Annotated in this window: 12 protein-coding genes; 8 read left to right on the top strand and 4 right to left on the bottom strand. The window is 71.4% G+C overall.

Going from position 1 to position 14,037, the window contains the following annotated elements; all coding sequences use genetic code 11:
• Positions 1-7 precede the first annotated feature (7 nt).
• The gene (gene pcaH / locus ACFFBG_RS10950) at positions 8-766 is read right to left on the bottom strand and encodes a protocatechuate 3,4-dioxygenase subunit beta (protein ID WP_375478537.1); all 759 of its coding nucleotides are present in this window, start codon (positions 764-766) and stop codon (positions 8-10) included.
• A gap of 73 nt (positions 767-839) precedes the next feature.
• On the opposite strand from pcaH, the gene ACFFBG_RS10945 reads away from it, so the two are divergent.
• The 4 genes from ACFFBG_RS10945 to ACFFBG_RS10930 all read left to right on the top strand — a co-directional run bounded on the left by ACFFBG_RS10945 (position 840) and on the right by ACFFBG_RS10930 (position 6,331).
• Positions 840-1,607, top strand: a complete 768-nt coding sequence (locus ACFFBG_RS10945; RefSeq protein ID WP_375478535.1) for an IclR family transcriptional regulator — start codon at positions 840-842, stop codon at positions 1,605-1,607.
• A 61-nt stretch (positions 1,608-1,668) separates the two neighbouring features.
• Positions 1,669-2,844 (top strand): 4-hydroxybenzoate 3-monooxygenase, encoded by a 1,176-nt coding sequence (locus ACFFBG_RS10940; RefSeq protein WP_375478533.1) that lies wholly within the window; start codon positions 1,669-1,671, stop codon positions 2,842-2,844.
• Positions 2,845-3,202: 358 nt separating this feature from the next.
• Positions 3,203-4,321 (top strand): 5-methyltetrahydropteroyltriglutamate--homocysteine S-methyltransferase, encoded by a 1,119-nt coding sequence (locus ACFFBG_RS10935; RefSeq protein WP_375478531.1) that lies wholly within the window; start codon positions 3,203-3,205, stop codon positions 4,319-4,321.
• A gap of 192 nt (positions 4,322-4,513) precedes the next feature.
• Positions 4,514-6,331 (top strand): glycine-rich protein, encoded by a 1,818-nt coding sequence (locus ACFFBG_RS10930; protein ID WP_375478529.1) that lies wholly within the window; start codon positions 4,514-4,516, stop codon positions 6,329-6,331.
• Between the two features lie 48 nt (positions 6,332-6,379).
• Here ACFFBG_RS10930 and ACFFBG_RS10925 read toward each other — a convergent pair whose 3' ends face one another.
• Positions 6,380-7,417, bottom strand: coding sequence for a hypothetical protein (locus ACFFBG_RS10925; protein WP_375478527.1), 1,038 nt, complete (start codon positions 7,415-7,417; stop codon positions 6,380-6,382).
• Positions 7,418-7,430: 13 nt separating this feature from the next.
• Positions 7,431-8,450 (bottom strand): LLM class flavin-dependent oxidoreductase, encoded by a 1,020-nt coding sequence (locus ACFFBG_RS10920; protein ID WP_375478525.1) that lies wholly within the window; start codon positions 8,448-8,450, stop codon positions 7,431-7,433.
• 96 nt (positions 8,451-8,546) lie between these two features.
• Between ACFFBG_RS10920 and ACFFBG_RS10915 the strand changes: the two genes are divergently transcribed.
• From ACFFBG_RS10915 to ACFFBG_RS10900, 4 genes are all read left to right on the top strand, one after another.
• Complete coding sequence (locus ACFFBG_RS10915) at positions 8,547-8,894, top strand: response regulator (protein WP_375478523.1); 348 nt, start codon at positions 8,547-8,549, stop codon at positions 8,892-8,894.
• Between the two features lie 155 nt (positions 8,895-9,049).
• Entirely contained in the window at positions 9,050-10,849 is a 1,800-nt protein-coding gene (locus ACFFBG_RS10910) for an ATP-binding protein (RefSeq protein ID WP_375478521.1), read from the top strand.
• Complete coding sequence (locus tag ACFFBG_RS10905; RefSeq protein ID WP_375478519.1) at positions 10,836-12,494, top strand: ATP-binding protein; 1,659 nt, start codon at positions 10,836-10,838, stop codon at positions 12,492-12,494. Before ACFFBG_RS10910 ends, ACFFBG_RS10905 begins: the two co-directional genes overlap by 14 nt.
• Positions 12,495-12,514: 20 nt before the next feature.
• Positions 12,515-12,946 (top strand): response regulator, encoded by a 432-nt coding sequence (locus tag ACFFBG_RS10900; protein ID WP_375478517.1) that lies wholly within the window; start codon positions 12,515-12,517, stop codon positions 12,944-12,946.
• A 22-nt stretch (positions 12,947-12,968) separates the two neighbouring features.
• On the opposite strand, the gene ACFFBG_RS10895 is transcribed toward ACFFBG_RS10900, so the two are convergent.
• Positions 12,969-14,021, bottom strand: a complete 1,053-nt coding sequence (locus tag ACFFBG_RS10895; protein WP_375478515.1) for an EfeM/EfeO family lipoprotein — start codon at positions 14,019-14,021, stop codon at positions 12,969-12,971.
• Positions 14,022-14,037 lie beyond the last annotated feature (16 nt).

The raw sequence follows: 14,037 nt of genomic DNA, 5'->3' as shown, positions 1-14,037 counted from the left end.
TCGTCTCTCACGGCTGCGTCTCCGTCCACGTCCGTCGACTGCCGGACAGCACGATGTTCCACCGGTATCCGGTGGACAGCTCCGGGCGGGTGACGTCATGGTCGTAGGTCGCGACCAGCCGCTCGCGGGCCGCCGGATCGGTGACCGACTGCAAGATCGGGTCCAAGGGGAACAGCGGGTCGCCGGGGAAGTACATCTGGGTGATCAGCCGCTCGCTGAACGCGTTGCCGAACAGCGAGAAGTGGATGTGCGCCGGCCGCCAGGCGTTCAGGTGGTTGCGCCACGGATACGGGCCCGGCTTGACGGTGGTGAACCGGTAGCCGCCGTCGCCGTCGGTGAGGCAGCGGCCGGCGCCGGTGAAGTTCGGGTCGAGCGGCGCCGGGTGCTGGTCGCGCTTGTGGAGGTAACGGCCGGACGCGTTCGCCTGCCAGATCTCCACCAGCTGATGGGCCACCGGCCGGCCGTCGCCGTCGGTGATCCGGCCGGTGACGACGATGCGCTCGCCGAGCGGTTCCCCGCTGTGCTGGATGGTGAGATCTGACTCGACGTCGGCGACGTCGCGGGCGCCGAACACCGGCGCGGCCAGTTCGACGCCCTCGGGATCGGCGTGGTGCAGGTCCTTGGTCGGGTGCCGCAGCAGGCTGCTGCGGTAGGGCGGATAGTCCAGCAGCGGCTGCACCTGGTCGGTCGCGGCGGCGAGTTCGGCGATCTCGGCGCTGATCCGCGCTTGGTCGACAGTGCCGACGGTGTCGATCGTTCCAGTCACACCACGACGCTAGAGGTTCCGCGCCGCGAAGTGCGATGATCCATTTTCACTGGACGGAAAGGAGCGCTCTGGGATGGCGGGCAACGTCGGCCGCTCGGGCGCGACGGTGACGTCCCGGGCGCTCGCGCTGCTCGGTGCGTTCGACGACGTGCACCGCCGGCTCACCCTCAGCGAGCTGGCCGAGCGCGCCGGCCTGCCATTGCCCACTGCGCACCGGCTGGTGCGCGAACTGCTCGGCTGGGGCGCGCTCGACCGACAGGCGTCCGGGCGGTATGTCATCGGCCGCCGCATGTGGGACCTCGGCCTGCTCGCGCCGATGCCGACCGGCCTGCGGGTGATCGCCGCGCCCTTCCTGCAGGATCTGTACGGCGCGACGTTTGCGACCGTCCACCTCGCGGTGCGCGACGGCGACCGCGCGCTGTACCTGGACCGGCTCGCTGGGCACGCCTCGGTCCCGGTGGTCAGCGACATCGGCTCGCGGCTGCCGCTGCACGCCACCGGCGTCGGCAAGGTCTTGCTGGCGCACGCGCCGGCCGCGCTGCAGACCGAGGTGCTGGGCAACCTCGTCCGGGTGACGCCGTACACGATCATTCAGCCCGGCCGGCTGCGCGAGCAGCTGCGGCGCGTCCACCGCGACGGGTTCGCGCAGACCAGTGAGGAGATGAGCCTCGGCGCCTGCTCGGTGGCCGTGCCGGTGCGCGGCCGGGGCGGCGAGGTCGTCGCGGCCCTGGGGTTGGTGGTGCCGAGCCTGCGCCGCGAGCGCGCCCGGCTGATCGCCGCGCTGAAGGTCGCGGCGCAGGGCGTCGGCCGCAGCATCGCCGGGGGCGATTCCGCCCAGTGACTATTCCGCCCAGTGAAAGCAGGCGTGGCGCGGCGCCGTCCGTCGCGCGAAGACTCGAGCCATGCGCACCGAGGTGGCGATCATCGGGGCCGGCCCGGCCGGGCTGTTGCTGTCCCACCTGCTCGCCGCCGACGGCATCGACTCCGTCGTGCTCGAGGTCCGTACCCGGGAGTATGTCGAGGCGCGTATCAGGGCCGGCATCCTGGAGACCTCGACGGTCGACCTGCTCGACTCGGTCGGCCTCGGCGAGCGCTTGCGCCGCGAGGGATTCGAGCACCGCGGCATCTACCTGCAGTGGCCCGAGGAGCGACACCACCTCGACTTCGTCGACCTGGTCGGCCGCAGCGTGTGGGTGTACGGCCAGACCGAGGTGACCAAGGACCTCGGCAAGGCCCGCGACGCCGACGGGCAGCAATTCTGCTACGCCATCACCGACACCGAGCTGCACGACGTCGCCACCGACCGTCCACACGTCACCTTCGTCGACTCGGACGGCGCGGCCCAGCGCCTCGACGCCGACGTGATCGTGGGCTGCGACGGCTCGTTCGGGCCGAGCCGCGCGGCGATCCCCGAACGCACCCGCCAGACGTGGGGACGGGAATACCCGTACTCGTGGCTCGGCATCCTGGCCGACGTCGCGCCCTCCACCGACGAGCTGATCTACGCCTGGCACCCGGACGGCTTCGCGCTGCATTCGATGCGCTCGGCGTCGGTGTCCCGGCTGTACCTGCAGGTGGAACCGGGCACCGATATCGCGCAGTGGTCCGACGACCGCATCTGGGACGCGCTGGCTGTTCGGCTCGGGCACGGCCAGGACGGTTGGCAGCTGACGCCCGGGCCGATCACCGACAAGAGCGTGCTGCCGATGCGCAGCGTCGTGGCCGAGCCGATGCGGCACGGCCGGTTGTTCCTCGCCGGCGACGCCGCGCACATCGTGCCGCCGACCGGCGCCAAAGGCCTCAACCTCGCGGTGGCCGACGTCGCCGTGCTGGCGCCGGCGCTGCAGGCGCTGCTGCGCAAGAACGACCCCGGCCCGGCCGACGCCTATTCCGACACCGCGCTGCGCCGGGTCTGGCGCTGCACGCACTTCTCCTGGTGGATGACCACAATGCTGCACGTGGGGCCGGACCCGTTCGACGCGCAGCTGCAGCAGTCGCAGCTGCGCTGGGTGACGACCAGCGAGGCGGCCGCCGCCGGCCTCGCCGAGAACTATGCAGGCCTGCCGCTCGAGCTCTGATGGGCGACGACGGGTGGGCAGCCCTCGCCGATCCGGTTGTCGAAGGCGCCTGGGCGTCCCTACCCGCGCCGACACCGTCAAGGCGCTGAGCGCGCTGCTCAGCGCGCGCAGCCGGGTCTTCCACCTGGTCGGTCGCCGGACGTCGTGACATCGACCGGGAGCGGGTCGTCCGGCGGCCGGAGGTACCGGCGGCCGTGCGGGCTCGTCCACAGCGTCGCCCCGCGAGCAATTGCCCGGACGACAGGCTGCTCGGCGCGGCCGCGTCGTCCGGGATCATGGTTCGATTCTCAATTCGACCACCGACAAATCCGCAGTTCGGAAATCTGCGAGGTCACGACGCGACGCGGTAGGAAGAGCCATGGCACAACGCACCCAACCGCCGTTCCGCGCCGACCACGTCGGCAGCCTGCTCCGCCCGCGCACGCTGCTCGACGCGCGGGCAGCCGCGGCCGACGGCAGCCTGGACGCCGCGGAGCTGCGCGCCGTCGAAGACGCCGCGATCCGCGACGTCGTCGCGTTGCAGGAGTCGATCGGCCTGCAGTCCGCCACCGACGGCGAATTCCGCCGCACGTCCTGGCACATGGACTTCATCTACCAGCTGCAGGGCGTCCGGCGGACTGACGAGCAGCTCGCGGTGCACTTCCGCAACGCCGCCGGCGACCTCGACTTCAGCTCCGCGGCGCTGATCGTGGACGCGCCGGTGGGGCTCGACCACGTGATCTTCGGCGAGGCGTTCGAGTTCCTGAAGTCGACGGTGACGACCGCGACGCCGAAGCTGACCATCCCCTCGCCGAGCATGGTCCATTACCGCGGCGGACCGGCGGCCATCGACCGGGGCGTGTACCCGGAGGAGGACGAGTTCTGGTCGGACCTGTCCGCCGCGTACGCGCAGGAGGTCGAGCAGCTGGCCGCGCTCGGCTGCACCTACCTGCAGCTCGACGACACCAGCCTCGCCTACCTCAACGACCCCGCGCAGCGCGCCGAACTGGCCGAAAAGGGCGCGGACGCCGAGCATCAGCACGAGCGTTATATCCGGCAGATCAACGCGGCGCTCGCCAACCGGCCGGCCGACCTGCACGTCACAACGCACCTGTGCCGCGGCAACTACCGTTCCTCATGGGCTGCCGAGGGCGGTTACGACTTCGTCGCCGAGGCGCTGTTCGGCGAGCTGGACGTCGACGGGTTCTTCCTCGAATACGACGACGAGCGCTCCGGCGGCTTCGAGCCGCTGCGCTTCGTGCCGCCGGGCAAGCAGGTGGTGCTCGGCCTGGTGACCACCAAACGGCCGCAGCTGGAGAGCAAGGACGACCTCAAACGGCGCATCGACGAGGCGGCGAAGTTTGTGCCGCTCGAGCAGCTGTGCCTGTCCGGCCAATGCGGCTTCTCCTCGACCGTCGAAGGCAACGACCTGACGTTGGATGAGGAGATCGCCAAGCTGCGGCTGATCGTCGAGACCGCCGCCGAAGTCTGGGGCTGAGCGCCGCACCACGCCTCATCGGCACGGGGCGCCGCGATGTTGTTAGTGTTCGCTGGCCCGACAGGCGGGCCGCTTCTGCTCACGCCCCCAGCAAGGATGCCAGTGCCTCGACTTCGCCGCGCGGTTCGCGCTCGTGCCGTCGTTGTTCGTGCGGCCGTCCTGACCGCCAGCCTTGCCGCTGCAGCATCTGCCGTGCTGCTGGGCGCGCCGGCCGCGCAGGCCGCCCCGGCCAGCTGCACGCCGCAGACCGGCTTCGCGAGCTGCCTGCGCTTCGGCTACACCGGCGCCGACCAGACCTTCACCGTGCCGCCGGGCGTGTCCCGCTACCGCGTCCAGGCATGGGGCGCCGGTGGCGGCGGCGCGAACCTCGACTACTACCCGTACCAGACCGGCGGAGGTGGTGGCGGGTACACCGCCGGCTACCTCGCCGTGACGCCCGGCGAGCGGTTGACGTTGCGGGTCGGCGAGGGCGGCAAGGTCAACAGCGCGTCGTCGACCTACGGCGGCGGCGGCGCGGGCGGGTCGGCCGCTGACGGGCAGGTCGGCGCGAGCGGCGGTGGCTACTCCGGCCTCTTCGCCGCCACCCGTCCGATCCTTGTCGCCGGCGGCGGCGGTGGCACGTCACCCGGCGCCGACACCAACGATCCGGCCAGCGGTGGTGGCGGCGGCCTGATCGGCGGGCAGGACGGCGTGCCCAGCCAATCCGGGCGCGCCGGCACCCAGACGTCCGGCGGCGCCGCCGCGACGGACCCGACCTGCGCCGCGGCAGCTCGCGCCGGCAGCCGATTGCACGGCGGCGCCGGCGCCGCCGCCAGTGGCAGTGGCGGCGAGGCCGGCGGCGGGGGAGGGGGCGGCTACTTCGGCGGCGGGGGCGGCGCCTGCCAGCAGAACGGGTCAGCGCCCTACAACGGCGACGGCGGCGGCGGGTCCGGTTACCTGGGCGGCGCCGGCCTGACAGCCGCGACCACGGCGCAGGGCGACGACGGATCCGGGACGTTCCCGGCCGTCAGCGTCGGCGGCGGCGCCGCCGCGAGCGGCGACTCCGAATACGTCGCCGGAGTCGGCCAGGGCGGCGCGTTCGACGCCGGCGGCAACGGCATGATCGTGTTGCAGTACACCGCCCGGCCCAGCGCCGCGCTCAGCTTCGCGCCGTCGACGATCGCGAACGGCGCCGCAAGCGTCCTGACGATCCGGTTGACCAACGCCAACACCGGCGCGCCATTCACCGGCGCCGCCCTGACGAACACCTACCCGGCCGGGCTGCGCAACGCCGCCAGCCCGCGCGCCACGACCACGTGCGCCGGCGGGACGGTCGCCGCCGCTGCCGGCGCGGGGTCGGTCACGCTCACCGGGGGCGCCATCCCCGCGTCCGGCGCCTGCGAGATCCGGGTGCGGGTGACCAGCACGGCCGCCGGCCGGCAGGTCGACACGCTTGCGGCGGGAGCGCTGACGACGGCGAACGGCGGCCGCAGCGCCACTGGCGGCCGAGCGGTGTTGCGCGTGCTACCCGTGGGCCCGACCGTGTCGGTGTCGTTCGCCCCCGGCAGCGTCGCCAGCGGCGAGACGGCGACGTTGACCGTGCGGCTGCGCAACCCCGGCGATGCCGCGCTGCGCGGCGCCGGGTTCAGAACCAGGTTGCCGGCCGGTCTCACGTTTGCCTCGCCGGCCGACGTCACCACCACGTGCGGCGGCCGGGTGCGGGCAGCCGCGGGCGGCCGCACGGTGACGCTGCGCGGCGGGCGCATCCCGACCGCCGACTGTTCGGTGCGGGTCGCCGTCACGGCCGGCGGCGTCGGCAGCTACACCGTCGCCGTCGCCGCCGGCGCGGTGACCACCGCCGCGGGCGTCGTCAACGCGCACCCGGCGAGCGACACCCTGACTGTGACGGCGGCCGTCGCCGTCGCAAGCACGGGCGCCGACGTCCGCGGCCAACTGGCGGCGGCGCTCGCGCTGCTCGCCTCGGGCGGCGCGCTGCTGCTGCTCGCCCGCCGTCGCCGCAGCCGTAGCTGACGAGGACAACGGCCGCGCACCGGCTCGCGGGTCAGCAGCGACCACTCGCTACCCGCGAGCGAGCAGGGCCCGCGCTTCGGGGGAGCGGTAGAAGTCGCCGAACCGGCGGCGGAGCAGCTCGGCGAGCAGGCCCGCGTCGTCGAGCGCGGCGATCGCCTGCGGCGCGAACCGCAGCGCCTCCTCGACGAGATCCGCCTGTGACAGCCCGAACTCCTCGAGGAGGTCGGGCAGCGTCAACACGCCGTAAACGTCGAAGAAGTAGTCCACCCCGCCGTCGATCAACGCGGCGAGATACGCGCCCGTTCGAATGTCGAGCCAGCCTGCGTAGCCGATCGCCAGCAGGTCTTCGAGGTCCGCGTCGTCGACCGTGTCCAACAGGTCGTGGACGGGCCGCTCGGCGAGGCCGTCCCAGAGTTCGAGCAGCGCCGCCGCGAACTGCGCGTCGGTGAGCGAGTCGGCGAGCCGGTCCTGCCAACGGTGCAGCAGCCCGGCGGCGGCGCGCTCGGCGAATTCGTGGGCGCGCTGATCGACCTCGTGGGCCGCCCCGCCGACAACGCCGCCGATCGTGCCGCCGACCACCCGCTCGCCGAGGGACAGCATCGACGCGACACCCGGCACCTTCTCGGCGCGCGCACGGTTGGTCGAGACAGCTGACGAGGCCACCGACAGCAGGAAGTCGGCGAGCCATGCGTGCAGCGTCGTGTTGTCAATGAGGTGCGCGGCCACCCGCTCGCGGGCCATGCGCAGTTCCGCGATCTTCTCGACGAGCCCCTCGACGTGCCGCCGCGGGATCACCTCGCCGAGCGTCGCCTCGTTCGCCGCGTGATTGCGCAGTCGGGTGGCGATCTCACCGGCGACCTCGGGGATCGAACCGGGCAGCCGGAACGCCGCCACGTACTTGCCGACGACCGCCTTGACGTGCTCGCGCGACACAACGTCGTCAAGGGTCAGCTGCTGGCCCCGGTCGAGCGCCCACGCGACCTCGGACCGGACGAGCGCCGGGAACTCCGCTCCGCGCAGCTGCCGGATCTGGAAGTCGACGTGCGCCTCGAGCAACTGGTTGGCGAGCACGTCCGCGTCGTCCACGTCTCAATTGTGCTCAGGCCGCAGGCGACCAGCCGAGCGCCGGGCCCAACTTCGTCGCCAAGTCGGACAGGATCTGCACGTAGTCCTCATGCTCGAAGGAGAACGGCAGCGCGAACGCAACTTCGTCCACTGCTCGGAACCCGGCATGCGCGTGCAATTGCGCGGCGATCTCCGCCGACGTGCCGACGAGGTCGAGCGCGAACATCATCCGCCTTGGGCCCTGCGGGGCAAGCGTGCGCGGCGTGCGCGCTTCGGCGTAGGCGAGGTACTTCGCGCGCTGCTCGGCGCTCGCGCTGTCCGTCGGGATGACGACGAGGCCCTGGGACACCCGCGCGCGATCGCCGGCCGGGTGGGCGGCGCGGAACGTCGCCACCTGCCGGGCCTGGATTTCGGCGAAATCGGTCGAGTCCTCGGCGGCGATGACGCTGCTGGTCAGGAAGTTCATGCTGTGCTCGCCGGCCCACCGCGCCGAGCGGCTGCTGGCGCCGCCGTACCACATTCGAGCGGCGAGCCCGGGGGAGTGCGGCTCGACGCGGTCCGAGAACACCTCGATGCCCTCGAGGCCGGCGAAGTCGGTGACCGCTTCCCCGCGGACGGCGCGCAGCAGCCGCTCGAGGCGCGGATACCCGAGTTCCTCGTGCTCGGCCGTGTCCGGATACAGCGCGCCGCGGACGCGGTCCCAATGCATCGGCGGCCCCGTGCTCACCCCGGGGTTGAGTCGGCCGTCGGACAGGATGTCGACAGTCGCGAGATCCTCCGCCAGCCGCACCGGGTTCTCCCACCCGAGCGGGGTGACCGCGGTGCCGAGGTGAATGCGCGTCGTGCGCTGGGACGCCGCCGCGATCACCGCCATCGGCGAGGAGATGCCGTATTGCAGGTGGCGGTGCCGCAGCCAGGCGCTGTCGAAGCCGAGCCGCTCGCCGAGCTCGATGATCTGCAGCGTGGACTCATGCCCGCGCGCTGGGTTCGACCCGTCGAACAGCCCGATGGTGAGGAAGCCGAGCTTGCGCAGCGGCTCGCCGGGTCTCGGCATTCACACCTCCCCTCCAGTGCGGAGGAGGCTAGCAGCGGCGGCGACCTGCGAGTCGATCAGCAAAGTCGGGCGGCGCAGCGCTTAGACTCCGCGCCGATGGCACGCATCCTGATCGCCGACAACGATCCCGACGCACTGGACCTCGCGCTGCTCGACCTGCGACTCGAGGGCCATACAGTCTGCGGCGCGTCGGACGGCTCGACCGCGCTTGAGCTGATCGACGAATTTCGGCCCGACACCGTCGTGCTCGACCACCGAATGCCGCCCGGCCCCACGGGATTGGCCGTCGCAATTCGACTTCGCGCGCAACGGCCAGATTTGCGAGTCGTCATCTACAGCAATTACCAGGACGTCAATCTGGTTCGGGAGGCGGCAATGCACGAGGTGCCTTTTCTGCCGAAAGGGAATCTTCGGACGTTACGGGCAGCGGTCGAACTGCATTGACAACACATTATCCCCGCAAAGCGCGCGAATCGGCTGTGGGCAACCGGATGTCCGTATACGCTGCGTGCGTGCGATATCTACGCCAAGTGTCTGCGAGCGTTCTCGCCGCGGCCCTTGTGCCCGTTCTCGTCGGGGTTGCGCTGAGCATATGGCTGGTGATTGACCAGCGCGACCATAACCGGCTGGCGGTCGACAACGCGGTGCGCGGTGATGTGGCCGGCGCGGTGACTCAGGTGCGTTCGGTGCTCAGGCAGCAATTGTCGGACGCACTCAGCACCCAATCGCAGCAGCGCGTTATCCCGGCCGCACGCCTGGCGGGTTCGGCGGTGTCCGTCCAGGGCGCGATCACCGCCCGCGACTCCGGCACCGCAGTGCTCGACGACACCGCCCGGCCGCCGTCGATCATCGCGCCTATCTACCGGGGCGCGGCGCCGGCGTCCACCTCCGCGCGCCGGCAGGCGATCGTGGGGTATCGCGTCGTGCCGCTCCAATTGACCGACGCCTTGGAGCTGCTCGTCCCGAACAGTGGCGGCCTCGCCGTTCGCGGGCCGCAGCGGTTGATCGCCACGGTGCCCGGTCGGCCGGGCGCCGGCACGCAGCGGTTCGCCGTGCAGATGGACCCCGTCAACCTGCCGGGCTGGCAGGTCGAAGGTTGGCTGCCGGGTGGTGGGATTCCTGGCGGTGTCTGGTACGCCGTCGCGGCCATGCTCATCGTGGCCGGGTTGACGGCGTGGCTGCTGATCGGATTGCTTCGCCGCCTCGACGCAGCGCGCGAGCGCGAGCGTCGTCTCGAGCGGGACCGCGCGCTGGTCACCGGCCTCGCGCCGGTGTTGCAAGCGAGCCTTGACATGGGCGATGTCGTGCCGGCGGTCGCCACGCACCTCGCCGAGGGATTGCAGCTCGCCGGCTTGTCCATCACCCAGCCGTGCGCGACGGGCGAGCGCCCGCTGTTCGTCTGGGGCGACCACCCGAGCCTCGACGTCACGCCGACGCCGATCGTGCCGGCCGAGTTGAAAGCGGGCGAGACGGCCGCGCTGTCGCTTGCCCGTGGTGGGCGGCTGCTCGGCTCGCTGCGCGTGGTCGCCGGCCGGGATCTCTCGCACGGCGATCTGAGCTCGCTGGCGACGTGCGGCGAGCTGTTCGGCTCCACGCTCGCCAATGCCGAGGCCTTCGCCCAGCAGCAGGAGCTGGTGGATCGGATGCGCTCGGTCGACGAGCTGAAGACCGTCTTCCTGTCGACCGCCTCGCACGAGCTGCGCACCCCGGTGACCGCGCTGGTCGGCTTCTCGAAGCTGCTGCTGGACGGTTGGGGCACGTTGTCCAACGAACGCAGCCGGGCGCTGATGGAGCGCGTCAACTCGAACGCCCGCCGCCTCGACGGGCTGATCGAGCAGTTGCTCGACTTCTCCCGGCTCGAACGCGGATTGTCGCTCGTCGAGGGCGAGCTGCTCGACGTCGGCGCCGCGACGTCTGAAATGCTGGCGAACCAACCCGAGCTGGTCGGCGGCCACAACCTGCGCGTCGAGGTTGACGACGCCTGCGTGATCCGCGGATCGGGGCCGGCGCTGGAGCGGATCGTGACGAACCTGGTGAGCAACGCAGCGAAGTATTCGCCCGCCGGCACGCTGATCACGGTGCGGGTCGAGCGAGAACGCGACCGGGTGCTGTTGATCGTCGACGACGAAGGCGCCGGAGTGCCCGCGGCGGACCGCGAGCGGGTGTTCAGCCGGTTCTTCCGCGGCCGGGGCGACACAGTCGCCCGCACCCGCGGCGCCGGCGTCGGGCTGGCCATTGTGTCCGAATACGCGGCGTCGATGTCCGGCGTCGCCTCCGTGACCGAGGCGCCGTCCGGCGGCGCGCGGTTCCAGGTTTCCTTCCCCGCCGCGGCGTCCCCCACGCCCGCCGCTTTCGCGGCGCCCGCTCTTGCCCGAGGAGGCGCTGATGCGCGCTCGTGACCGGATCGTGCCACTCATCGCCGGTCTAATGATCGTGCTGGTCGCCGCGAGCGTCGTGCTGTTGCTGGCCAGTGCCGAGAACCAGGGCACGAAGGCGCTGCGGACGGCGCTGCTCGGGCAGGTCCGAGCGACCGCGAACAGCTTCAATGCCCGCGTCGGCGCGTCGCTGACCAGCGCGGCGTCGTTCGGCAGTGTCGGTTGGGACCTCACCAAAGGCAGCGCGAAAGACAACAGGATCCTGCAGACCTACAACGTGAATCCGAACGCCAAGTCCGGCTTCTACCTGGTCAACGGCGACGGCGACATCACCGCCGGCGTGCTGCTGAAGCCGGGCGTTCTCGGCAGCCGATTCGACTCGACGCAATGGCCGGCGTTGAAGAAGCGGTTGGCGTCCACGCCCGCGTTGGTGCTGCCGGTCGAGCACTCCGGCATGACCACCGAATTGCCGGTGTACAACTTCGTCATCGCCGTGCACGGGCCGAACAAGACGGTCCGCGGGGCGTTCGTGTTTGAACAGGCGCTGGACAGCACGTCCGCCTTCGAGCAGGAAATCGCGCAACTTGGCCAGCACGCGGCATCGAGCGCGGCGTGGTTCTTCATCGACAGTCGCGGCTCGGTGCTGGCGAGTTCCAACGACAGCTCGCTCGGCGGTCCGGTCGAAGACAAGCAATACCTCACGCACTCCCCCGGACTGAGCAATATCGGCGGCCGGGTGGTGGCGATCGCCGACGTTCCCGCGGTCGGCTGGCGGGTGGTGTTCCGGGAGAACCGCGCACAGTTCGAGCGCGCGCTGTCCGGGCCGTTGCAGACGTCTGGGCTGATCGTGGTGCTGCTGTTGCTGGGGATTGGCGGGCTGCTCGTGGTGCTGCTCGTGCGCCGGCTGCGCGCGGCGCGCGAAGAGGAGCGGCGGCTGCGCGAGCTGAACCGTTCGCAGGCGGAGTTCGTGTCGGTCGTGTCGCACGAGCTGCGGACCCCGGTGGCGGGCGTGCTCGGCTTCCTGCAAACCACGGTCGACCACTGGGCGACGATGTCGGACGCCGATCGGCTCAGCACCGTGCGCCGCGCCGTCACGAACGCGCGCCGGCTGCAGACGATGACCCGCGATGTGCTCGATTCCGAGAGCATCGAGTCCGGCCGGCTGGGATACAGCTTCCAACGTGTCGACCTGGGCGCCGAACTCGAGACGGCCGTCGAGGCGAGCGGCAACATCGACGCCGATCACCGAGTCCGGCTGGTGGTGCCCGCGCAGCAGCTGATGGTCGCCGCGGACGCCGACCGGTTGCAGCAGGTCTTCGGCAACCTGCTGGAGAACGCCCGTCGGAACTCGCCGCCGTCAGAGCCGGTCGACGTGAACGTCGAGGTCGTGGACGGCGTCGAGCCGCAGGTGCGGATCTCGATCATCGACCACGGGCCGGGCGTCGACGCCGAGTCCCTGGAGCGCATCTTCCAGAAGTTCGCGCGGGGCAGCGACAACGCGGTGACCGGCACCGGACTCGGGCTCTACATCGTGCGCACCATCGTCGACGCCCACGGCGGGCGGGTCTGGTGCGAGAGCACGCCGGGCACATCGACGGCGTTCATCGTCGAGCTGCCGCTGGCGACCGCCGCCGAGCCGGTCACGGCATCGATCGGCGGATCGCGATGAGTGCTGATACCTTGCTCTTCATGGAGTCGCCGGAGGCCGCCTGGTCGGCGGACCCGTCCGACGTGAGCTCGCCGACGATCTTGGTGGTCGATGACGACGCCGACATGCGCTTCCTGGCGCGTGCTGTGCTCGAGGACTCCGACATCGTCGTCGCCGGCGAGGCGGCCAGCGGGCCGGAGGCGATCGAGAAGCTGCGCGAGCTGGAAGCCCCGCCGGTGCCGACGGTGATTCTGCTGGACAACCAGATGCCCGGCCCGAGCGGCCTCGAGACGGCCGAGCGCATCCTCGCCGTGTTGCCCGAGCAGTTGATCGTGCTGTTCAGCGCCTTCCTCGCGCCCGACATCGTCGAGCAGGCGAAGCGCATCGGGATCACCACCTGCGTGTCGAAGAACGAGGCAGTCAACCTGTCCTCGATCGTGCTCGACGTGATCGGCGGCCGGCGCGGCCCCTGAGCCGCATGTCGGCTCGCGCGGGTCAGCCGCTGGTGGCCTGGGTCAGCAACGCGACCGGCTCGGCGAGCGCCTGGACGTCCGCGGCGAGCCGGCGGCGGTCGGCGATCGAGACGCTCGTGAACCGCTGATACCCGCTGCCTTCGTATCCGGGCCGCCGAGCGTGCCGCGCCAGCTCGGCGACGACGACGGCGGCGCGGGCGTCGATGGTAGCCAGCAGCGCGGCAGACCGCGTCCGCAGGTAGGGGCGCAGCACGGCGATCACCTCGAGCACGCCCGCAACGTTCGCTGACAGGTCGACGAGGTCGAGGTGGGAGTAGCGCTCTTCCTCGCCGGTGATCTTGTTGGCCTGAATCTCGTTCAGCAGCTCGGTGGCGCCGCTCGTCAGCTGCAGCACGGTGTACCGGATGTCGGCGGCGAGCGTGCGCAGCCTGCGCACCCGCGTGACCAGGCTGTCAGCCACCGCCGGCAGCGCCGGGTCGGGCGCCGCCGCCCACAGCCCGCGCTCGAGGCGGTGGAAGCCGGTGAACCGCTGAGGCGCCACGATGTCGTTGGCGCGGCCGTCGATCTCCAGGTCGAGCGTCCCCCAGATCTCGGCGGCCGGCTCGATCCGCTCGTACGCGCGCCGCGCGGCTGGATACAGCCGGCGGGCCGCGGCCTGCTGACCGGCGTCGACGGCGCGAGCCAAGGACTCGGTGGCCAGCACCAGCGACCCGAGCTGGGCGTCGACGTAGCCGCGATAGGCGGTGGTCGCCGCGGCGAGGCGCGGGTCGGTCGCGGGCGGCGCCGTTGTCGTTGGCAGGCGCGTCGGAATGTGCGTTGTTGCCGGCCCCGGCGGCGCGCTGGAGCAGCCGGCCAGCGCGGCCAGCAACGACAGCGCGGCCAGCAGCGACGGCGCGGCCAGCGCCCGGCGAATCCGATCACTCGGGACGATCGGGTCATTCGGGATGATCCGATCACTCGCGCGCCGGGCACACGTCAGCCGGATGGTCACGGCCGCAGCGTTCCCGTCGCTGTGCGCGCGCTGAACACTCGAGATGCGCGGCGTCGTGTCGTTCACCAACCATTCATTCTGCATTGGCACACAGTGGGAA

Source organism: uncultured Jatrophihabitans sp., from assembly GCF_964251945.1.
Lineage (GTDB): Bacteria > Actinomycetota > Actinomycetes > Mycobacteriales > Jatrophihabitantaceae > Jatrophihabitans.
The sequence above is the reverse complement of the archived record's forward strand: the minus strand, read 5'-3'. Positions and strand labels throughout refer to the sequence as shown.

What these genes read in the sequence shown, in the direction of transcription:
- ACFFBG_RS10945 (WP_375478535.1), top strand. Translation starts at nt 840, where the DNA reads ATGGCGGGCAACGTCGGCCGCTCGGGCGCGACGGTGACGTCCCGGGCG.
- ACFFBG_RS10940 (WP_375478533.1), top strand. Translation starts at nt 1,669, where the DNA reads ATGCGCACCGAGGTGGCGATCATCGGGGCCGGCCCGGCCGGGCTGTTG.
- ACFFBG_RS10935 (WP_375478531.1), top strand. Translation starts at nt 3,203, where the DNA reads ATGGCACAACGCACCCAACCGCCGTTCCGCGCCGACCACGTCGGCAGC.
- ACFFBG_RS10920 (WP_375478525.1), bottom strand. Translation starts at nt 8,450, where the DNA reads ATGCCGAGACCCGGCGAGCCGCTGCGCAAGCTCGGCTTCCTCACCATC.
- ACFFBG_RS10915 (WP_375478523.1), top strand. Translation starts at nt 8,547, where the DNA reads ATGGCACGCATCCTGATCGCCGACAACGATCCCGACGCACTGGACCTC.
- ACFFBG_RS10905 (WP_375478519.1), top strand. Translation starts at nt 10,836, where the DNA reads ATGCGCGCTCGTGACCGGATCGTGCCACTCATCGCCGGTCTAATGATC.
- ACFFBG_RS10900 (WP_375478517.1), top strand. Translation starts at nt 12,515, where the DNA reads ATGGAGTCGCCGGAGGCCGCCTGGTCGGCGGACCCGTCCGACGTGAGC.
- ACFFBG_RS10895 (WP_375478515.1), bottom strand. Translation starts at nt 14,021, where the DNA reads ATGCAGAATGAATGGTTGGTGAACGACACGACGCCGCGCATCTCGAGT.